Origin of the sequence: Aquabacterium lacunae, assembly GCF_004310865.1 — a bacterium.
Taxonomy (GTDB): domain Bacteria; phylum Pseudomonadota; class Gammaproteobacteria; order Burkholderiales; family Burkholderiaceae_C; genus Aquabacterium; species Aquabacterium lacunae.
Window position 1 is genome coordinate 696,055 of record NZ_SIXI01000002.1, and the last position, 19,881, is coordinate 715,935.

Sequence of the window (19,881 nt, forward strand, 5' to 3'; positions counted from 1 at the left end):
CCTCGCTGGAGCACACATGGCCCAACTCACCCCTGGCGCGAAATTCCGCCTGGCCCTGAAGGAAGAAGCCCCCCTGCAAGTCATGGGCACCATCAATGCCAACCACGCCCTGCTGGCCAAGCGTGCGGGCTTCCGCGCCATCTACCTGTCGGGTGGCGGCGTGGCTGCGGGCTCACTGGGTCTGCCCGACCTGGGCATCAGCGGCCTGGAAGACGTGCTGGTCGACGTGCGCCGCATCACCGACGTGTGCGACGTGCCCCTGCTGGTCGACATCGACACCGGCTTCGGCCCCAGCGCCTTCAACATCGAGCGCACCGTCAAGAACCTGATCAAGGCGGGCGCTGCCGCCTGCCACATCGAAGACCAGGTGGGTGCCAAGCGCTGCGGCCATCGCCCCGGCAAGGAAATCGTGACCACCGAAGAGATGGTGGACCGCGTGAAGGCCGCCGCCGACGCCAAGCTGGATCCTGACTTCTTCCTGATCGCCCGCACCGACGCCATCCAGGTGCACGGCGTGGACGCCGCCATCGAGCGCGCCATCAAGTGCGTGGAAGCCGGTGCCGACGGCATCTTCGCGGAAGCCGCCTATGATCTGGAGACCTACAAGAAATTCGTCGACGCCGTGAAGGTGCCGGTGCTGGCGAACATCACCGAGTTCGGCAAGACCCCGCTGTTCTCGGTCGACGACCTGCGCCCCACCGGCGTGGGCATGGTGCTCTACCCCCTGAGCGCCTTCCGCGCCATGAACAAGGCCGCCGAGGCCGTGTACACCGCCATTCGCCGTGACGGCCACCAGCGCAACGTGATCGACCTGATGCAGACTCGCGAAGAGCTGTACGACCGCATCGGCTACCACGACTTCGAGCAAAAGCTCGACGCGCTGTTTGCCGCCAAGAAGTAACCCATTGCCAACGCTGAACCCTGGAGACGCACCATGAGCGCCACCCCCGAAAACACCACCACCCCTGGTTTCAAGCCCAAGAAGTCGGTCGCCCTGTCGGGCACTGCCGCTGGCAACACCGCCCTGTGCACCGTGGGCCGCACCGGCAATGACCTGGCCTACCGCGGCTACGACATCCTCGACGTGGCCACCACCTGCGAATTCGAAGAAATCGCCCACCTGCTGGTGCACGGCAAGCTGCCCACCGTGGCCGAACTGGCTGGCTACAAGGCCAAGCTGAAGTCGCTGCGCGGCCTGCCCGCCGCCGTGAAGGTGGCCCTGGAGCAGCTGCCCCCCTCCAGCCACCCGATGGACGTGATGCGCACTGGCGTGTCGGTGCTGGGTTGCGTCAAGCCCGAGAAGGAAGACCACAACCACCCAGGCGCCCGCGACATTGCCGACAAGCTGATGGCCTGCCTGGGCTCGATGCTGCTGTACTGGTACCACTTCGCCTACAACGGCAAGCGCATCGACGTGGAAACCGACGACGACTCGATCGGCGGCCACTTCCTGCACCTGCTGCACGGCGAGAAGCCGCGTGACAGCTGGGTGCGCGCCATGCACACCAGCCTGATCCTCTACGCGGAGCACGAGTTCAACGCCTCGACCTTCACCTCGCGCGTGGTGGCCGGCACGGGCTCCGACATGTACTCGGCCCTGTGCGGTGGCATTGGCGCCCTGCGTGGCCCGAAGCACGGCGGCGCCAACGAAGTGGCCTTTGAAATCCAGAAGCGCTACGACACCCCCGATGAAGCCGAGGCCGACATCCGCGCCCGCGTCGAACGCAAGGAAGTCGTGATCGGCTTCGGCCACCCCGTGTACACCGTGAGCGACCCGCGCAACGTGGTCATCAAGAAGGTGGCCAAGGACCTGTCGGACGAGCAGAACAACACCAAGATGTACGACATCGCCGAGCGCCTGGAATCGGTGATGTGGGAAATCAAGAAGATGTTCCCGAACCTGGACTGGTTCAGCGCCGTGAGCTACCACATGATGGGCGTGCCCACCGACATGTTCACCCCGCTGTTCGTGATCGCCCGCACCAGCGGCTGGTCGGCCCACGTGATCGAGCAACGCATCGACGGCAAGATCATCCGCCCCTCGGCCAACTACACCGGCCCCGAAGACCAGAAGTTCGTGCCCCTGAAGGACCGCAAGTAAGCAGGCCTTCGCCAGGCGCCACATTGCCCCGGGTGATGTGGCGCCTTTTCAGCTTCCAGCGCCCTCCGATTTCCTCGATGCCCCCACGGTCATGAGCCACATCAACACCCAATACCGCAAGCCGCTGCCCGGCACCTCCCTCGATTATTTCGACACGCAAGCCGCTGTGGAAGCCATCCAGCCGGGCGCCTGGGCCACCCTGCCCTACACCGCCCGCGTGCACGCCGAGAACATCGTGCGCAAGGCCGACCCGGCCATCGTGACCGACTGCCTGAAGCAGATCGTCGAGCGCAAGCGCGACCTCGACTTCCCCTGGTTCCCGGCCCGCGTGGCCTGCCACGACATCCTGGGCCAGACCGCCCTGGTGGACCTGGCCGGCCTGCGTGACGCCATCGCCAAGGAAGGCGGCGACCCCGCCAAGGTGAACCCCGTGGTGCCCGTGCAGCTGATCGTGGACCACTCGCTGGCCGTGGAGTGCGGCGGCTTCGACCCGCAAGCCTTCCAGAAGAACCGCGACATCGAAGAGCGCCGCAACGAAGACCGCTTCCACTTCATCGAGTGGACGAAGAAGGCCTTCGCCAATGTGGACGTGATCCCCGCGGGCAACGGCATCATGCACCAGATCAACCTGGAGAAGATGTCGCCGGTGATCCATGCGGACAAGGGCGTGGCCTACCCCGACACCTGCGTGGGCACCGACTCGCACACCCCGCACGTCGATGCGCTGGGCGTGATCGCCATTGGCGTGGGCGGCCTGGAAGCCGAGAACGTGATGCTGGGCCGCGCCTCGTGGATGCGCCTGCCTGAGATCGTGGGCGTGAAGCTGACCGGCCAACGCCAACCTGGCATCACCGCCACCGACGTGGTGCTGGCCCTGACCGAGTTCCTGCGCAAGAACAAGGTCGTGGGCGCCTACCTCGAGTTTTACGGCGAAGGTGCTTCGAAGCTCACCATTGGTGACCGCGCCACCATCTCGAACATGGCACCCGAATACGGCGCCACGGCCGCGATGTTCAGCATCGACGACCAGACGCTCGAATACCTGACCCTGACCGGCCGCAGCGCCGAGCAGGTCAAGCTGGTCGAGACCTACGCCAAGACTGCAGGCCTGTGGTCCGACAGCCTGAAGAACGCCGTGTACGAACGCAACCTGGAGTTCGACCTGTCGAGCGTGGTGCGCAACATGGCCGGCCCCTCGAACCCGCACGCCCGCGTGGCCACCAGCGATCTGGCCGCCAAGGGCATCGCTGGCCAATGGGCCATGCCCAAGGCCGAAGAAGGCACCATGCCCGATGGCGCCGTGATCATCGCGGCCATCACCAGCTGCACCAACACCTCGAACCCGCGCAACGTGATCGCGGCAGCCCTGCTGGCTCGCAACGCCAACAAGCTGGGCCTGACGCGCAAGCCCTGGGTGAAGTCCTCGCTGGCCCCTGGCTCGAAGGCCGTGGAGCTGTACCTGAAGGAAGCCGGCCTGCTGGGCGACCTCGAAGCCCTGGGCTTCGGCATCGTGGCCTTTGCCTGCACGACCTGCAACGGCATGTCGGGCGCACTCGACCCGGTCATCCAAAAGGAAATCGTCGATCGCGACCTGTACGCCACCGCCGTGCTGTCGGGCAACCGCAACTTCGACGGTCGCATCCACCCCTACGCCAAGCAGGCCTTCCTGGCCTCGCCCCCGCTGGTGGTGGCCTACGCCATCGCGGGCACCGTGCGCTTCGACATCGAAAACGATGTGCTGGCCACCGTGAACGGCAAGGAAATCCGCCTGAAGGACATCTGGCCGTCGGACGAAGAGATCGACGCCGTGGTGAAGGCCGCCGTGAAGCCCGAGCAGTACCGTGCTGTCTATGAGCCCATGTTCGCTATTTCAGTCGACAAGGGCGAGAAGGCTTCCCCGCAGTACGACTGGCGCCCGATGTCGACCTACATCCGTCGCCCGCCTTACTGGGACACCGAAGGCGTCGGCGCCCTGGCTGCCAACCCGCGCACCCTGAAGGCCATGCGCCCGCTGGCCATCCTGCCGGACAACATCACCACCGATCACCTGTCGCCTTCCAACGCGATTTTGATGAACTCGGCCGCCGGTGAGTACCTGCACAAGATGGGCCTGCCTGAGGAGGACTTCAACTCATACGCCACCCACCGTGGCGACCACCTGACCGCCATGCGCGCCACCTTCGCGAACCCCACGCTGAAGAACGAAATGGTGCGCAAGGAAGACGGCTCGATCAAGGTGGGCTCGTGGGCCCGCGTGGAGCCTGAAGGTCAGGTCATGCGCATGTGGGAGGCCATGGAGACCTACCTCAACCGCCGCCAGCCGCTGATCATCATCGCCGGTGCCGACTACGGCCAGGGTTCGTCGCGTGACTGGGCCGCCAAGGGCGTTCGCCTGGCCGGTGTCGAGACGGTCGTGGCCGAAGGCTTCGAGCGCATTCACCGCACCAACCTGATCGGCATGGGCGTGCTGCCCCTGGAGTTCAAGCCGGGCACCACCCGCCTGACCCTGGGCCTGGACGGCACCGAAACGTTTGACGTCGAAGGCGACCTCAAGCCACGCGCCGACCTGACGCTGGTGATCCACCGCAAGAACGGCAGCACCGAGCGTGTGGCCGTGACCAGCCGCCTGGACACGGCCGAAGAGGTGTCGGTGTACGAAGCCGGTGGCGTGCTGCAGCGCTTCGCCCAGGACTTCCTGGCCGCCAACAAGGCCTGAGCCAACACACCTGAACGCAAAGGGCCTCGTTGAGCGAGGCCCTTGCGTGCGGGTGACGGGCAACTGCCCCCCAGACCGGCCGCTTCGTGCGGCCGGTGGCTTTTCAGGCCCGACCGATCAAGGCGCCGGCTGACCGATGTTCTGGAGTGCCTTGAGCAGGTCGATGCGCGGCGTGACCACGCCATTGCGCGCATCGGTCACCGGCACCCCCGAGGCCATCAGGCGGCGGATGGTGGCGTCCAGCGTGTCGTTGGGGGCTGCGTTGCTGCCTCGGAGCACGGCGATGGCACCGGCCACATGCGGCGCCGCCTGCGAGGTGCCGCTCATGGAAATGCCCGCGGCCGTGATGGTCGAGCCTGGGGCCAGCAAAGTCAGCACCGGGCTGCTCTGGCTGAAACACGTGACCTGGTCGGCGGCGGTGCTCGCATCGCTGCAGGCGCTGAACTTCACGCCCCCCAGGCTGCTGTCATAGACCGCCCCCACGCGCACGGCGCCCGGCGCACACGCTGGCGAGGCCAGGCCATCCTTGGCCGAAGAGTTGCCCGCAGCCACCACCGGGATGATGCCGGCGGCACGCGCATTGGCAAAGGGCGTGGTGGCCCACGAGCCAGGGCACTCGCCTGCGCTCTTGGTGCTGTCACCCAGGCTCAGGTTCATGGCCACGATGTTGTACTTGGCCTTGTTGGCAATCACCCAGTTCACGGCGCGCACCAGGTCATTGGTCATGGCGCCGCCCGCGGTGAACACGTCCAGCCCGATCAGGCGGGTGGCCGGCGCCACGGCCGCGATGATGCCGGCCACGTTGGTGCCGTGGAAACTGCCGGTGTCGCGGGCGAAATCAGGGAAAGCGATGTCGGTGGCTGCGGCCACACGACAGCTGGATGGGATGCCAGGCAGGGTGCAATTGCCAAAAGCGGCCCGCTTGTAGTCGAGGCCACTGTCCAGCACGGCCACGGCGGTGCCTTGCCCCTGGTAGCCCGAACCGGCGGCATAGGGTTGGCCGATCAGCGGCAGGGCTTGCAGGTCCATGCGCTGGTGCGCCACATTGGGGTAGACAGCCTTCACATCCGGGTCATTGAGCAGCGCGGCCAGGGCCTGGCTGCTGCGCACACGCTTGAACGCCATCGGCAGGCGGTCGAAGTCTTCCAGCAGCTCGGCACCCTTGCCGAGGCGCGCCAGCAGATCGCGCTTGCGCAGACCACGACGCTCGCGGGTCTGGGGTGCGTCGGCGTCCCGTGCGTCGTTGCCGTCATCTTCCAGCTCGACCAGCACATCGTTCGATTCGCGGCTGAACAACTCGTCCAGCCGGGCCATGCGCACTTTCATGCGGGCCTTGCCTGGCAGTTGGGCCAGCACCTGCCGGGCCTGCTGCGGCAAGAGCGCCTCGGCAACCACAGGCTGAGCCACGGCTGAAGGCACACGCTGGGCCTGCGCCAAGGCCGGAGCGGCCACCACCAGGCTCAGCAAAGCACCCGACGCGGCACGCCAAGCCGCTGAGTGAACACGGGAAGGTGAAGCGAACGAACTCATTGACTGCTCCTCAGAGGTATGCCGCGTGGTGTGCATGTTGACCAGGGCGCAGAGGGCCTGCCACGGGGGCATCCCTCTGCGCATTCACCCGGTCGGCAATGCCCCGCCCCTTACTTGCAGGTGGTGGTCGGTGCCTTGCCGTTGAAGCGATCGACCAGGTAATCCAGCGCATTGCCCAGTTGCAGGGCGCTCAGCACGTGGTCGCCGCCCGTGATGCGCTTGTACTGCAGCTTCACGCCGTTGGCGCAGTACTTGGACACCAGGGTGTCGGCATCGGCGATCGGCATCAGCTGGTCGGCCGTGCCCTGCCAGATGAACACGGGGGCCTTGGGCGTGCGCTTGCCCATGGTGTTCTCGGCATTGATGGCCTGCATTTCGGGCAGGTCCAGGAAGTTGGGGTCCTTCAGGTAGCTGGCGCCTTTCTTGTAGGCGTACTTGACCAGCAGTTCAGGCTGGCCCGAGGCTGTGCCACCCAGGCAGCGCGTGCCCACATCGGCCACCATGGCCTTGCCCGCATCGGTGGCGTACTTGTCCACATCGATCTCGGGGTAGGCACGCGACAGGCCCACCACGGCGCCAAAGTAGGCGCCTGCGAACAAGGTGCCATCGACCTTCTTGGCCACGTTCACCGGGTTCACTGGCAGGCCACCACCTGCCACACCCACGATGTTCAGCTCAGGGGCGTAGGTGGGGGCCAGCTCGGCCGCCCACATGGTGGCAAAGCCACCGCCCGAGTAACCGAACAGGCCGACCGGAGTGGAAGCGCTCAGGCCGCTCTTGCTGAAGCCCTGCACGGCGCGGATGCTGTCGAGCACGCCGTGGCCGGTGTTCAGCGCCGCAATCCATTGCGACTGCAGGCCTTCGTAATCCGACAGGTTCACGTGGTAGCCCTTGGCCAGGGCTTCCTTGTAGAAGGTCTTGTCGAACAGCTTGCCGGTCAGGGTCAGGCCCGAGGGCGAACAGTTCAAGGTCAGGCTGTCGTAGAACGACTGGTAAGACACCAGCTTCTTGCCCGTGGTCGACGCGGTCTTGGGCACCAGGAAGGTGGTCACCATGGCCACCGGCTGGCCCTTCTGGCCGGTCGAGCGGTACATGATCTGCCAGCCTTCTTTCACATCGGTCCAGAGGGCGCTGGCCGGCAGGGGGCGGTAGCGGATCACCGAACCCGGCTGCACCGAGGCCAGGAATGAATCGGCTGGCGGGGTGTAGAAGTTGTCGGCGCTGGGCGCCACCTTCGGGTCAGCGGTGGGCAGCACCTGCTGGGCCTGAACCGATGATGAGAACGACAGCGCGGCCAGCAAAGTGGCACCGGCCAGAGCGGCCAGACGACGGGTGGTGAACGACATGCCTATTTCCTTGTGTGTGGGTGGGTGTTCGAGGGTTGGAGCCCGCTGCACCACACAAAAGACAAATCTGCATGGCGCATACGTCAAATTGGATCGGTGAACGTCTTGGGCACTTCCCCCTGTTTTCCCTAGCGGCACCACAAGGCCCCTCGCTTCGGGGGCGCGCAAATGACAAGTGCGTCCGAAATTGCGCGGCCACGATTCCCACACACCCCCGGGCTTCTCCCTATGATGTGGGTTTGATTGCAACTTTCGCATCCAGCCTTGCCATGACGCACGCAGCCCAGATCCGCATCCCGGCCACCTACCTCCGAGGCGGCACCAGCAAAGGTGTCTTCTTCCGCCTGCAGGACCTGCCTGCGGCCTGCCAGGTGCCCGGTGCAGCCCGAGACAAGCTGTTCATGCGCGTGATCGGCAGCCCCGACCCCTACAGTGCCCACATCGATGGCATGGGCGGCGCCACGTCCAGCACCAGCAAGTGCGTGATCCTGTCGAAGGCCAGCGTGCCCGACCATGACGTGGACTATCTGTACGGTCAGGTCTCGATCGACAAGGCCTTCGTCGACTGGTCGGGCAACTGCGGCAACCTGTCGACCGCTGCGGGCGCCTTCGCGATCCACGCCGGCCTGGTCGACCCGGCCCGCATCCCCGCCAATGGCGTGGCCGTGGTGCGCATCTGGCAGGCCAACATCGGCAAGACCATCATCGCCCACGTGCCCATCACCAACGGACAGGTGCAGGAGACCGGTGATTTCGAACTCGATGGCGTGACCTTCCCGGCCGCCGAGATCGTGCTCGAATTCATGGACCCCTCCGACGATGGCGACGAAGGCGGCTCGATGTTCCCCACCGGCAACCTGGTCGACGACCTGGAAGTGCCTGGCATCGGCACGCTCCAGGCCACCATGATCACGGCGGGGATCCCCACCGTGTTCGTGAACGCGGCAGACATCGGCTGCACCGGCACCGAACTGCGCGAGCAGGTCAACACCGACCCCGAGGCACTCAAGCGCTTCGAGGCCATCCGCGTGGCGGGCGCCCTGCGCATGGGCCTGATCAAAACGCCCGAAGAGGCCGCCACCCGCCAGCACACGCCCAAGATCGCCTTCGTGGCCCCGCCCACCACCTACACGGCATCCAGCGGCAAGACCATCGAGGCCAGCGAGATCGACCTGCTGGTGCGCGCCCTGTCGATGGGCAAGCTGCACCACGCCATGATGGGCACCTGCGCGGTGGCCATCGGCACGGCCGCGGCCATCCCGGGCACGCTGGTGAACCTGGCCGCTGGCGGTGGTGCGCGCGAAGCCGTTCGCTTCGGTCACCCCTCGGGCACGCTGCGTGTGGGCGCTCAGGCCCAGCAGGTCAATGGCCAGTGGACAGTGACCAAGGCCATCATGAGCCGCAGCGCGCGCATCGTGATGGAAGGCTGGGTGCGCGTGCCGGGCGACACGTTCTAAAACCCTGTAACAAGGCCAGCCTGGAGGTCGCTACACTGGCCCCTCCAGGAGGCCCACACCATGCACCCCACCACGCCCAACACGTCCAAAACCCGCGTCATCTCGATCAGCCTGGGGCTGCTCCTGGGCATGTGCGCCGGCACCCTGGCGCCCTCCATGGCCCACGCCGCCAAGCCACGCCCTGCCAAAACCGCTGAACAACTGCCGTCGGCCAGTGCGGAGCAACTGGCGGCCGTCGAGCGTGTGCTGACCGGCCGGTACGGGTGCGAATTTGGCAAAAGCATCGAAGTGGCGCGCCACGCGGTGCATGCCGGGTATGTCACCCTGAAGCTGGCCAAAGACACATGGACCATGAAGCCTGTGGTGTCCAGCACCGGGGCCGTGCGACTGGAAGACGTCAAAGGCCGCACGCTGCTGCTGCAGATCCTGACGAAGTCGATGCTGATGGACACCAAATCGGGTCGTCGCATGGTGGATGCCTGCGTGCACGACACCCAGCGCGCCGCAGAAGAACACCTGCGGGCCAACCCGCAGCCCTCGGCGCTGAACTGATCCACGTCCGCGACCTCTGCCCCCGGAGCCAGCGCGGTGTCGCCCTCAGGCCCCTGACCGGGGCCTTTTTTGCGCATGCTGGGCACGAAAATCGCTATGAAACCCTGCAGCCGGGTTCAGAAACGGCCCCGAATGCCGAAACTGCGCCACAATATCGGCTGCTCAAGTCTTGTATAAGACTCAGGCTCAGGCCGTGCTCCCGCGCCGTCGCGGGGACCCCCGTCCCGTCCTCCTCTCACACCAGGTGAACCACATGTTGCAAGCCTATCGCCAACACGTTGCCGAGCGCGCCGCGCTGGGCATCCCCCCGCTGCCTCTGAACGCTCAGCAAGTCGCTGACCTGATCGAGCTGATCAAGAACCCGCCCGCTGGCGAAGACGCCTTCCTGCTGGACCTGCTGACCCACCGCGTGCCCCCGGGCGTGGACGACGCCGCCAAGGTCAAGGCCTCGTTCCTGTCGGCCGTGGCCCATGGCGACATCGCCGTCGCCCTGATCTCGAAGGCCAAGGCCACCGAACTGCTGGGCACCATGGTGGGCGGCTACAACGTCAAGCCCCTGATCGACCTGCTGACCAGCGCCGATGTCGGTGCCGTGGCCGCTGAAGCCCTCAAGAAGACCCTGCTGATGTTCGACGCGTTCCATGACGTCGCCGAACTGTGCAAGGCCGGCAATGCCAACGCCAAGGCCGTGATGCAGTCGTGGGCCGACGCCGAGTGGTTCACCACCCGCCCGAAGGTCGCCGAAAAGATCACCGTGACCGTGTTCAAGGTGCCTGGCGAGACCAACACCGACGACCTGTCGCCTGCCCCTGACGCCTGGAGCCGTCCTGACATCCCGATGCACTATCTGGCGATGCTCAAGAACACCCGTCCTGACGCGGCCTTCAAGCCCGAAGAAGACGGCAAGCGCGGCCCGATGCAGTTCATCGAAGACCTGAAGAAAAAGGGCAACCTGGTCGCCTACGTGGGCGACGTGGTCGGCACCGGTTCTTCGCGCAAGTCGGCCACCAACAGCGTGATCTGGGCCACCGGCGAAGACATCCCCTTCGTGCCCAACAAGCGCTTCGGCGGCGTCACCCTGGGCGGCAAGATCGCCCCCATCTTCTTCAACACGCAAGAAGACTCCGGCTCGCTGCCCATCGAAGTGGACGTGTCCAACTTCGAAATGGGTGACGTCATCGACATCTACCCCTACGCCGGCAAGATCGAGAAGAACGGCGCCGTGGCCGCCGAATTCGCCCTGAAGTCGCAAGTGCTGCTCGACGAAGTGCAAGCCGGCGGCCGCATCAACCTGATCATCGGCCGCAGCCTGACCGGCAAGGCCCGTGAATTCCTGGGTCTGCCCGCTTCGACCGCGTTCCGCCTGCCCGTGGCCCCCAAGGACACCGGCAAGGGCTTCACCCTGGCCCAGAAGATGGTCGGCCGCGCCTGCGGTCTGCCCGAAGGCCAAGGCGTGCGTCCCGGCACCTACTGCGAGCCGAAGATGACCACCGTGGGTTCGCAAGACACCACCGGCCCGATGACCCGCGACGAGCTGAAGGACCTGGCTTGCCTGGGCTTCAGCGCTGACCTGGTCATGCAATCGTTCTGCCACACGGCCGCTTACCCCAAGCCCGTGGACGTGAAGATGCACCGCGAGCTGCCCGCCTTCATCTCCAACCGCGGTGGCGTGGCCCTGCGTCCGGGTGACGGCGTGATCCACTCGTGGCTGAACCGCCTGCTGCTGCCCGACACCGTCGGCACCGGTGGCGACTCGCACACCCGCTTCCCCATCGGCATCTCCTTCCCCGCTGGTTCGGGCCTGGTCGCCTTCGGTGCCGCCACCGGCGTGATGCCGCTGGACATGCCCGAGTCGGTGCTGGTGCGCTTCAAGGGCAAGATGCAGCCCGGCGTCACCCTGCGTGACCTGGTGCATGCCATCCCCCTGTACGCCATCAAGGCCGGTCTGCTGACCGTGGCCAAGGCCGGCAAGAAGAACATCTTCTCGGGCCGCGTGCTGGAAATCGAAGGCCTGCCTGACCTGAAGGTCGAGCAAGCGTTCGAACTGTCCGACGCTTCGGCCGAGCGTTCCGCTGCCGGTTGCACCATCAAGCTGAACAAGGAACCGATCGCCGAGTACCTGAAGTCGAACATCGTTCTGATGAAGAACATGATCGCCAACGGTTACGCCGACGCCCGCACCCTGCAACGCCGCATCGACGCGCAAGAAGCCTGGCTGGCCAACCCCAACCTGCTGGAAGCCGACGCCGACGCCGAGTACGCTGCCGTCATCGAGATCGACCTGGCCGACATCAAGGAACCCATCGTCTGCTGCCCGAACGATCCGGACGACGCCAAGTTCCTGTCGGAAGTGGCCGGCACCAAGATCGACGAAGCCTTCATCGGTTCGTGCATGACCAACATCGGCCACTTCCGTGCCGCTGGCAAGGTGCTGGAAGGCAAGAAGGACCTGCCGGTGCGCCTGTGGGTGGCCCCGCCCACCAAGATGGACGCCGCCGAGCTGACCAAGGAAGGCTTCTACAACACCTTCGGCCAGGCCGGTGCCCGCACCGAAATGCCCGGCTGCTCGCTGTGCATGGGCAACCAGGCCCAGATCAAGGAAGGCTCGACCTGCATCTCGACCTCGACCCGCAACTTCCCCAACCGTCTGGGCAAGAACACCAACGTGTTCCTGGGCTCGGCCGAGCTGGCTGCTGTGGCGTCGAAGCTGGGCAAGCTGCCCACTGTGGAAGAGTACCTGGCCGAAACCGGCGTGGTCACGGCCAACGCCGACTCGATCTACAAGTACATGAACTTCAACCAGATTGAAGAGTACGTCGAGACCGCTGCCACCGTGAAGGCCTGATCCTTCGGAGCACGCCGCCCGCCCTTTCAGGGGCGGGCCTGAAGAACCCGCCTGGGCAACCTGGCGGGTTTTTTCATGGGCGCGCGGTGGGTGTGCGCCTCCGCAGGCGTCAGTCGGGCTGGATCGGCAAACCGTGGTGGGCCCGCGCCTGCAGGCATTTGGGGTCACCCGGGGCCAGCTCCTGGCAGCTGCTGGAGCGCAAGGGGTAGATGGTGCAGCCCACCTGCTGCCCCACGGTGCCCGACAGGGCCACACACCGCGCAGGCCGCGCCCCGGTGCCCTTCATGCAACGCAAGTGCAGCCCGACCGGCTCGGTCAGGGCCACCGGCACGGTGCCGCCTGGGCCGTCGTCGGCTTCGGACCAGTGAAAGGACACTCGGAAATATGCACAGCAGGCACCACAGGCCTGACAGTCGAAAGAACCAGCATGCTCGGACATGGTCCGGTATTGTGCCCATTCGGCATCGTGCCGACGAGACGGCGTGCACCGCAGCGCCAGAGATAATCCCGCATCCGCAGTTCACCAGGTGCCTGCCTTGACCCTGTCGCCCATGCCCCTCGCCCCTGCCCCCTTGCCCCACCCACGACGCGGGCGTCCCCGGAATGCCAAGGGCGTGATCCTGATCGGTCTGGGCATCGTGGTCGCTGCGCTGGCCGCCCTGGGCCTGACCCTGCTGGTGCTGTACCCGCAACTGCCTGACACCGATCACCTCGGCAGCTACCAGCCCAAAGAACCGCTGCGGGTGTACACCGCCGACGGGGTCGAAATTGGCGGCTTTGGGCAGGAGAAGCGGCAATTCGTGCCCCTCAAGGACATGCCGCCCTTGATGAAGGACAGCCTGCTGGCCGTGGAAGACGCGCGCTTTTACGAGCACAACGGCATCGACCCCGTGGGCGTGCTGCGGGCCATCGTGTCGAACATGACCGGCGGCCGCAAGCAGGGCGCCTCGACCATCACTCAGCAGGTGGCACGCACCTTCTTTCTCACCCGAGAGCGCACCATCACGCGCAAGCTCAAGGAAGCCATGCTGGCGCTGCGCATCGAGCGCCAGCTCAGCAAGGACCGCATCCTTGAGCTGTACATGAACGAGATCTACCTGGGCGCGCGCAGCTACGGTTTTGCCGAGGCCTCGCAAACCTATTTCGGCAAGCCGCTGAAAGCGCTCTCCCCCGCCGAAGCAGCCATGCTGGCAGGCCTGCCGCAGAACCCCGCCAACGCCAACCCGGTGCGCAACCAGGAACGCGCGCTCAAGCGCATGCAGGTGGTCCTGGGCCGCATGAAGGCGGCCGGAGTGATCGACGAGCTCACCTACACCGCCGCCATGAAGGAGCGGCCCGCCATCCGAACCCCGGGCGAGGTCGAGGTGCACGCCGAACACGTGGCCGAAATGGCCCGTGCGCAGGTGTACGCCCAATACGGTGAAGCGGCCTACACCTCAGGCATGAAGGTGAGCACCACATTGAATGCGGCCCGGCAGCGTGCAGCATGGAACGCCCTGCGCCAGACCCTGATCGACCGCGAATCGGGCATGCCCTGGCGTGGCCCCGAGGGCCATGAGTCGCTGGACGATGCGATGGCCGCCGATGACCCCGATGCCTCCGACGTGCTGGAGGACTACATCGACGACGAGACCTTGCCGGTGGCCGTGGTCACCCGGGTGACCCCCAAAGAGCTGACGGTGGTCACGGCCGCGGGTGAAGTGCGGCTGATCAGTGGCAAGGGCCTGCGACAGGCCCAGGTGGGGCTGGGCCCCAAAGCCACCGCGGCACAGAAGATCAAACGGGGCTCGGTGCTGCGACTGGCCCGCATGGACAAGAGCAACTGGCGCATCACGCAGTGGCCCGAGGCCGACGGGGCGCTGGTCGCCCTCAACCCGCAAGACGGCCGGGTGGAGGCCCTGGTGGGCGGCTTCGATTTCAAGCACAACCAGTTCAACCACGTCACGCAGGGCTGGCGCCAGCCAGGTTCCAGCTTCAAGCCTTTCCTGTACTCGGCCGCCCTGGAAAACGGCGTCATGCCCGAAACCCTGGTCAACGACGCACCACTGACCGATGTGGGTGACTGGAACCCGGGCAACTCCGACGGCAGCGCCGATGGCCCGGTCACGGTGCGTGAAGGCCTGGCCCGCTCCAAGAACCTGGTCAGCATCCGCCTGGTGCAGCTGGTGGGCGCCGGCAAGGCCCGGGCCTGGGCCAGTCAGTTCGGCTTCGAGGCGAGCAAGCACCCGGACAACCTCACCCTGGCACTGGGCACTGGCTCGACCACGCCGCTGCAACTGGCCAGCGCCTACGCGGTGTTCGCCAACGGCGGCCTGAAGGTCACGCCCACCCTGATCACCCGCATCACCGACGCCAAAGGCAAGGTGGTGTTCAGTGCCCGCCCCAAAGTGGCCACCGAAGCCGACCGTGTGATCCCGGCCCGCAACGCCTTTCTCACGGGCACCTTGCTGAACGAAGTCACGCGCAGCGGCACGGCGGCCCGCGCTCAGGGCCAGCTGCGCCGCCCCGACCTGTTTGGCAAGACCGGCACCACCAACGACGTGGTGGACGCCTGGTTCGCGGGCTACCAGCCCACCCAGGTGGCGGTGGTCTGGCTGGGCTACGACACCCCCCGCAGCCTGGGCAGTCACGCCTCGGGCGCTTCGCTGGCCCTGCCGGCCTGGATCCAGTACATGGGCACGGCGGTTGCCGGACGCCCGGTGGCCATGCCGCCTGCACCTGAGGGCGTGGTGGCGCTGGAAAATGGCTGGCGTTACAGCGAATGGGCCGATGGTGGTTTCCTGGCCGGTGTCGGGCTCGACGGGCAACCGATCAGTCCGGAGATGATTCCGCATGTGCCCACGGCGTCGTCAGGCGCGTCTGCTGCAGAAAGCGAAGACGGCCTGGAATCGATGATCCGGCTTTGGACAGACAAGCCGGCCTCGCCCACACCCCCCTGAGGGTTTACTTGCGCCAGTGTGCCCCCACCCCCCTCAACTGAATGGGCGGGTTTCCGATGCATTGCTGGTCACATCTCGGGTTTGCCTCTAGCCAATCTGATTTTTTGGAATTGCAAAATCAATCTACGGAATGAGCGTTTCATTTCGACCAAAGATCAACTGGAGAACACGCATGAACACCCGCAAGATCGCGACGGCTTTCCGCGTCCTGCCGCTGGCTGCCATCGCCATGGCCGCCTCTGCCGCATTTGCAGCCCCCGTCCAGGGCCCGGCTGACGCCAGCTTCTACACCTACCCCGCCGCCCTGCCAGCCGCCAACGGCGAGCTGATCTCCTACCGCGATGCGCAGGTGAACCTGGGTGCCAACGCCCCTGCCGCCAAGGCATGGAACGTGGTGTACAAGTCGTCGGACTCCAAGGACGCTGCGGTGGCCATCGCCGGCACCGTGATCGTTCCCACCGCTGCCTGGACCGGCACCGGCCCCCGCCCCATCCTGTCGTACGCTGTGGGCACCCACGGCCTGGACCCCAAGTGCGCGCCCTCCAAGCAACTGGCCGCTGGCACCGACTATGAAGCCGCCAACATTGCCGCCGCACTGAAGGCTGGCTATGCCGTGATGGTCACCGACTACAAGGGCGCCCTGACCGGTACCGGCTCGGCCACCAAGCTGGGTTCGACCTACCTGTCGGGCAAGGCCCAAGGCAATGCCGTCCTGGACATCGTGCGCGCTGCCGCTCAAATCCCTGGTGCCAACCTCAGCCTGAACTCGCAAGTGGCCATCTGGGGCTTCTCGCAGGGCGGCCAATCGGCCACCTGGGCTGCTGAACAGCTGGCCAATGGCTACGCCCCCGAGCTGAAGGTGGTTGGCGTGGCAGCCGGTGGCGTGCCGGGCAACCTGCGCGAAGTGGCTCCCACCCTGGACGGCAACATCGGCTTCGCCTTCCTGGGCGCCGCTCTGAACGGCTTGAACAACCAGTACCCTGGCACGCTGCCCATCCGCCTGCTGGCCAGCGAAGAAGGCCTGGCTGCTCTGAACAAGATCAACACCCAGTGCGTGTTTGAAGCCCTGTTCGAGTTCCAGAACAAGAGCCTGCCCGCTTACACCCGCGACAACATCCCTCTGGATGAACTGCTGGAGATCGGCGCCCCGACCCTGGACCAGCAAAACCTCGGCAACGTGAAGATCAACGTGCCGATGTACATCTACCACGGCAAGGCTGACGAGTTCATCCCCGTGTCTCAAGGCGTGAACCTGAAGAACGCCTACTGCGCCAAGGGCACCAGCGTCACCTTCGACCTGTTCCCCAGCGAGCACATCGTGACCCAGTTCCAGGCCGCGGCCACCGCGCTGCCCTGGCTGAATGAGCGCCTGGCTGGCAAGGCTCCTGTGAGCTCGTGCAACAGCACCAAGCCTGCTCCGGTCAGCACCGCCAACCCCGGCGGCGGCAACTTCGTCGTGACCCTGGACAAGTGGAACCTGGCTGGTGAAATCGGCCTGAAGACACTGGCTCAGACCGTCTTCCTGCCCGCTGGCTCGACTTTCTCTGCCGACGCCGACGTGACCGCCAAGACCCTGAACGGCTCGCTGTCGATCCCCGACTACAAGACCACCGTCAAGCTGATCGGCATCAACACCTCGGTGGGTCTGCGTGTGGAAGCCGCTGGCGCCACCACGGGCTCGAACGTGGTGGGCAACGACGGTTCGCTGACCATCACGGGCCAATCGCCGGCCAACATCACCGTGACCAGCGTGCTGGGCATCCCGTTCGGTCAGTGCAAGACCGTGTCGCCGGTGATCTTCCCGCTGAACCTGAAGGGCAATGTGGGTACGCTGGGTGATGGCACGCTGAACTTCACTGGCACCACGAGCTTCCCGCAGATCAAGGGTTGCTTCATCTCCGGCATCCTGACCGCCCTGATGTCGGGCAACGGTCAGACGTTCAAGCTGAACGTCGCTCCGCCCGCCCCCATCCGCTACTGATGGAGGCACCCGAGGGATTTCGCGGTGAGAATCGACAGACAGCGAGATCCCTCGGCAGCACGAAACAAGCAAGCACTCAGGGTCTTCTTCCAGCAGGGGGAAGACCCTTTTTTGACCGTTGAGCAGGAGTCTGATCATGGCCCAGGTGATGATCGAACGCACGAGCAAGGGATGGCTGTGGGTATTGGCGGGTGTATCTGCCTTGAGCCTGGCCATTGCATGGCAACGCTGGAGCGCGCACGACGAAGTGCTGGAAGCAACCGCCTCGCCCCTTCAGCAAGATCAAGCCCTGACAACAGCGCCTGAAGCTGTCACACCCCAGCACACGGCCGAAGACCATGCGCGGCTCGAGCAACTGAAAACGGAGCAAGCACAGGCCAAAGAGGTGATCCTGCAGACGGCACCCGAACCGATCAAGACCACAGTGATCCAGCGTCCCTCTTACGTGTCTGAAATGGAGTGGGCAGCGCTGAAGGCTGTGGCGGATCAACACCCGGATCCTGAAGGTCAACTGACACGCCTGACAAACTCTTTGCGGTTCGCCAAACAACTCGAACTCTGGCAGGACATGCCGAAAGATCAACCGGATGCCAAGCGACACGAACTGGCGGTTGCGCTGGTGAAGGACCTGCCCGAGCGGGTGAAACATGGCGATTTCGCGCTGAAAGATGCGCAACAGATGCTGGCTGGACTGCTCGACGACGCAGAGCGTGACCCTGAACTGCGAACTCGCCGAGGTGCGCAAGAAGCCCATCGTCTGGCACAGGCCGATGCAGCTTGGCGCAAAGCACAGAACATCCAGTAAGGCGTGGGCTGAACCGTCGACACACAACGGTCACAGCCTGATTCCTCGCCATGACAGATGAGAATGCAGGCCTCCATGCCTGCATTTTTTCATTACCTCGCCCTGTGCGCCCCGATGTTCGCCATCGTGGGCCTGGCTTACCTGCTGACCCGGCGCTGGCGGCCCAGCCCGGCCCTGGATGAGGGCCTGACGCGGTTGCTGTTCCAGTTCGCTTTGCCAGGCCTGCTGTTCGGCCTGATGAGCGACCTCAGCCGACTGCCACCGGTCGATCCGCGTGTGCTGCTGGCCTTCTTCGGCAGCTGTTTCATCGTCTTCGCACTGGCGCGCTGGCTGGCCTGGCGAGCTTTCAGGCTGGACGGTGTCTCGCAGTCGCTGTTTGCACTGGCGGCCATCTTCTCCAACAACGCCCTGCTGGGGCTGCCCCTGGCTCAGGCCACGCTGGGTGATGCGGCCATGCCCACCGTGGCGCTGGTGCTGGTGTTCAACTCGCTGACCTTGTGGACACTGGTGACCGTGTCGGTGGAATGGGCCCGCCACGGGCAGCTCAACGCAACCGGGTTCCTGGCCACCTTGCGCAGCGTGTTGCGCAACCCCTTGATCCTCGCCATCTTGAGCGGCACCGCCGTGGGTCTGAGCGGCTGGCAGATGCCTCAGGGCGCGCGGCAGGTGCTGCACGGCATCGGCTGGGTGGCCGCACCGCTGGCGCTGTTCTCGCTGGGCATGGGCCTGGCCCAGCATGGGCTGAAAGCGCAGTGGCCCTTGAGCCTGTCCATGACGGCCCTGAAGCTGCTGCTGCAGCCGCTGGTGGTGTGGCTGCTGGCCCGCACCCTGGGCCTGGGCCTGGTCGAAACCCAGGCCGTGGTGCTGCTGGGCTCGATCGCGGTGGGCGCCAATGTGTACCTGATGTCGCGGCACTTCCAGGCGCTCGAGGGGCCTGTGGCCGCCAGCCTGGTGCTGTCAACCGCCGGGTCGGCCCTGACCACGCCGCTGGTCCTCGCCCTGGTCAGCCGGGGCACCTGACGCCCGCTCGGCCACCGCCTGCAGGCGCTGACGCACGGCCTGCCCCGCCCCGGGGCCCGGCAGGGGCATCACATCCTGAACCCGCAGGGTCTGCCCGCTGGCCGACTGCATGTGCATGGGCGCGATGTCCTGGCCCGTTCGTCGCTCGACAATGCGCACCGGGGCGCCCTCCGGCATGGCCGCATGGCGATCACCCCACTGCAGCAAGGCCACCAGCACCGGGAACAGGTCGTGCCCTGCCGGTGTGAGCCTGTAAGACAGCGCCTTGCCGTTCTGCGCCGTGGCCTCCACCCGCAAGATGCCGCTGTCCACCAGCTTGCTCAGACGGGCCGTGAGCACATTGGGCGCAATGCCCAGGGCTTTTTCGAACTCACCGAAACGGCGGCTGCCGAAAAAGGCTTCACGGATGATCAACAGCGTCCACCAGTCGCCGATCACCTCGAGTGCGCGGGCGATCGAGCAGGGCATGTCGGCAAAGGAGGTGCGGCGCATGGGGGTTCGGTCAGCAGATTGCACAGTGTCGCCGAAAGCATCTTGCACGGCGCCATCGGTGATGCCTATACTGCACCCGTTTACTACTCTCATGCAA

14 protein-coding genes are annotated in these 19,881 nt (G+C 65.6%); 10 read left to right on the forward strand and 4 right to left on the reverse strand.

The window, feature by feature from the left end; all coding sequences use genetic code 11:
• Window positions 1–16: 16 nt before the first annotated feature.
• From prpB to acnD, 3 genes are all read left to right on the forward strand, one after another.
• On the forward strand, window positions 17–901 hold the full coding sequence (prpB, locus tag EYS42_RS06915; protein WP_130967096.1) for a methylisocitrate lyase: 885 nt from the start codon (window positions 17–19) through the stop codon (window positions 899–901).
• A gap of 33 nt (window positions 902–934) precedes the next feature.
• Entirely contained in the window at window positions 935–2,101 is a 1,167-nt protein-coding gene (gene prpC / locus EYS42_RS06920) for a bifunctional 2-methylcitrate synthase/citrate synthase (RefSeq protein ID WP_130967097.1), read from the forward strand.
• Between the two features lie 91 nt (window positions 2,102–2,192).
• Window positions 2,193–4,817, forward strand: coding sequence for a Fe/S-dependent 2-methylisocitrate dehydratase AcnD (gene acnD / locus EYS42_RS06925; protein ID WP_130967099.1), 2,625 nt, complete (start codon window positions 2,193–2,195; stop codon window positions 4,815–4,817).
• A gap of 117 nt (window positions 4,818–4,934) precedes the next feature.
• On the opposite strand, the gene EYS42_RS06930 is transcribed toward acnD, so the two are convergent.
• Both EYS42_RS06930 and EYS42_RS06935 read right to left on the reverse strand, forming a co-directional pair.
• A complete protein-coding gene (locus EYS42_RS06930) occupies window positions 4,935–6,347 on the reverse strand; it encodes a S8 family peptidase (RefSeq protein ID WP_165456651.1) in 1,413 nt (470 codons plus the stop codon).
• Window positions 6,348–6,457: 110 nt separating this feature from the next.
• Window positions 6,458–7,693, reverse strand: coding sequence for a lipase family protein (locus EYS42_RS06935; protein WP_165456652.1), 1,236 nt, complete (start codon window positions 7,691–7,693; stop codon window positions 6,458–6,460).
• Between the two features lie 269 nt (window positions 7,694–7,962).
• On the opposite strand from EYS42_RS06935, the gene prpF reads away from it, so the two are divergent.
• From prpF to acnB, 3 genes are all read left to right on the forward strand, one after another.
• Complete coding sequence (gene prpF, locus EYS42_RS06940; protein ID WP_130967104.1) at window positions 7,963–9,150, forward strand: 2-methylaconitate cis-trans isomerase PrpF; 1,188 nt, start codon at window positions 7,963–7,965, stop codon at window positions 9,148–9,150.
• A gap of 60 nt (window positions 9,151–9,210) precedes the next feature.
• Window positions 9,211–9,702, forward strand: coding sequence for a hypothetical protein (locus EYS42_RS06945; RefSeq protein WP_130967106.1), 492 nt, complete (start codon window positions 9,211–9,213; stop codon window positions 9,700–9,702).
• 253 nt (window positions 9,703–9,955) lie between these two features.
• Window positions 9,956–12,547 (forward strand): bifunctional aconitate hydratase 2/2-methylisocitrate dehydratase, encoded by a 2,592-nt coding sequence (gene acnB / locus EYS42_RS06950; RefSeq protein ID WP_130967108.1) that lies wholly within the window; start codon window positions 9,956–9,958, stop codon window positions 12,545–12,547.
• A gap of 109 nt (window positions 12,548–12,656) precedes the next feature.
• On the opposite strand, the gene EYS42_RS06955 is transcribed toward acnB, so the two are convergent.
• The gene (locus EYS42_RS06955) at window positions 12,657–12,986 is read right to left on the reverse strand and encodes a YkgJ family cysteine cluster protein (RefSeq protein WP_130967110.1); all 330 of its coding nucleotides are present in this window, start codon (window positions 12,984–12,986) and stop codon (window positions 12,657–12,659) included.
• Window positions 12,987–13,098: 112 nt separating this feature from the next.
• Here EYS42_RS06955 and EYS42_RS06960 point away from each other — a divergent pair, with 112 nt between their 5' ends.
• The 4 genes from EYS42_RS06960 (at window position 13,099) to EYS42_RS06975 (ending at window position 19,292) form a co-directional block, all read left to right on the forward strand.
• Window positions 13,099–15,486 carry a penicillin-binding protein 1A gene (locus tag EYS42_RS06960; protein ID WP_130967112.1) on the forward strand — a complete coding sequence of 796 codons (2,388 nt, stop codon included), beginning with the start codon at window positions 13,099–13,101 and terminating at the stop codon, window positions 15,484–15,486.
• Between the two features lie 172 nt (window positions 15,487–15,658).
• Complete coding sequence (locus EYS42_RS06965; RefSeq protein WP_165456653.1) at window positions 15,659–17,467, forward strand: lipase family protein; 1,809 nt, start codon at window positions 15,659–15,661, stop codon at window positions 17,465–17,467.
• A gap of 136 nt (window positions 17,468–17,603) precedes the next feature.
• Window positions 17,604–18,272, forward strand: a complete 669-nt coding sequence (locus EYS42_RS06970; protein WP_130967116.1) for a hypothetical protein — start codon at window positions 17,604–17,606, stop codon at window positions 18,270–18,272.
• Between the two features lie 75 nt (window positions 18,273–18,347).
• On the forward strand, window positions 18,348–19,292 hold the full coding sequence (locus EYS42_RS06975) for an AEC family transporter (protein ID WP_130967118.1): 945 nt from the start codon (window positions 18,348–18,350) through the stop codon (window positions 19,290–19,292).
• Here the strand turns inward: EYS42_RS06975 and EYS42_RS06980 are convergent.
• On the reverse strand, window positions 19,230–19,784 hold the full coding sequence (locus EYS42_RS06980) for a winged helix-turn-helix transcriptional regulator (protein WP_130967120.1): 555 nt from the start codon (window positions 19,782–19,784) through the stop codon (window positions 19,230–19,232). The genes EYS42_RS06975 and EYS42_RS06980 overlap by 63 nt on opposite strands.
• Between the last annotated feature and the right edge of the window lie 97 nt (window positions 19,785–19,881).

What these genes read in the sequence shown, in the direction of transcription:
- EYS42_RS06960 (WP_130967112.1), top strand. Translation starts at nt 13,099, where the DNA reads ATGCCCCTCGCCCCTGCCCCCTTGCCCCACCCACGACGCGGGCGTCCC.
- EYS42_RS06935 (WP_165456652.1), bottom strand. Translation starts at nt 7,693, where the DNA reads ATGTCGTTCACCACCCGTCGTCTGGCCGCTCTGGCCGGTGCCACTTTG.
- EYS42_RS06955 (WP_130967110.1), bottom strand. Translation starts at nt 12,986, where the DNA reads ATGTCCGAGCATGCTGGTTCTTTCGACTGTCAGGCCTGTGGTGCCTGC.
- EYS42_RS06945 (WP_130967106.1), top strand. Translation starts at nt 9,211, where the DNA reads ATGCACCCCACCACGCCCAACACGTCCAAAACCCGCGTCATCTCGATC.
- prpF (WP_130967104.1), top strand. Translation starts at nt 7,963, where the DNA reads ATGACGCACGCAGCCCAGATCCGCATCCCGGCCACCTACCTCCGAGGC.
- prpC (WP_130967097.1), top strand. Translation starts at nt 935, where the DNA reads ATGAGCGCCACCCCCGAAAACACCACCACCCCTGGTTTCAAGCCCAAG.
- acnB (WP_130967108.1), top strand. Translation starts at nt 9,956, where the DNA reads ATGTTGCAAGCCTATCGCCAACACGTTGCCGAGCGCGCCGCGCTGGGC.
- EYS42_RS06980 (WP_130967120.1), bottom strand. Translation starts at nt 19,784, where the DNA reads ATGCGCCGCACCTCCTTTGCCGACATGCCCTGCTCGATCGCCCGCGCA.
- prpB (WP_130967096.1), top strand. Translation starts at nt 17, where the DNA reads ATGGCCCAACTCACCCCTGGCGCGAAATTCCGCCTGGCCCTGAAGGAA.
- acnD (WP_130967099.1), top strand. Translation starts at nt 2,193, where the DNA reads ATGAGCCACATCAACACCCAATACCGCAAGCCGCTGCCCGGCACCTCC.
- EYS42_RS06965 (WP_165456653.1), top strand. Translation starts at nt 15,659, where the DNA reads ATGAACACCCGCAAGATCGCGACGGCTTTCCGCGTCCTGCCGCTGGCT.
- EYS42_RS06975 (WP_130967118.1), top strand. Translation starts at nt 18,348, where the DNA reads ATGCCTGCATTTTTTCATTACCTCGCCCTGTGCGCCCCGATGTTCGCC.
- EYS42_RS06970 (WP_130967116.1), top strand. Translation starts at nt 17,604, where the DNA reads ATGGCCCAGGTGATGATCGAACGCACGAGCAAGGGATGGCTGTGGGTA.
- EYS42_RS06930 (WP_165456651.1), bottom strand. Translation starts at nt 6,347, where the DNA reads ATGAGTTCGTTCGCTTCACCTTCCCGTGTTCACTCAGCGGCTTGGCGT.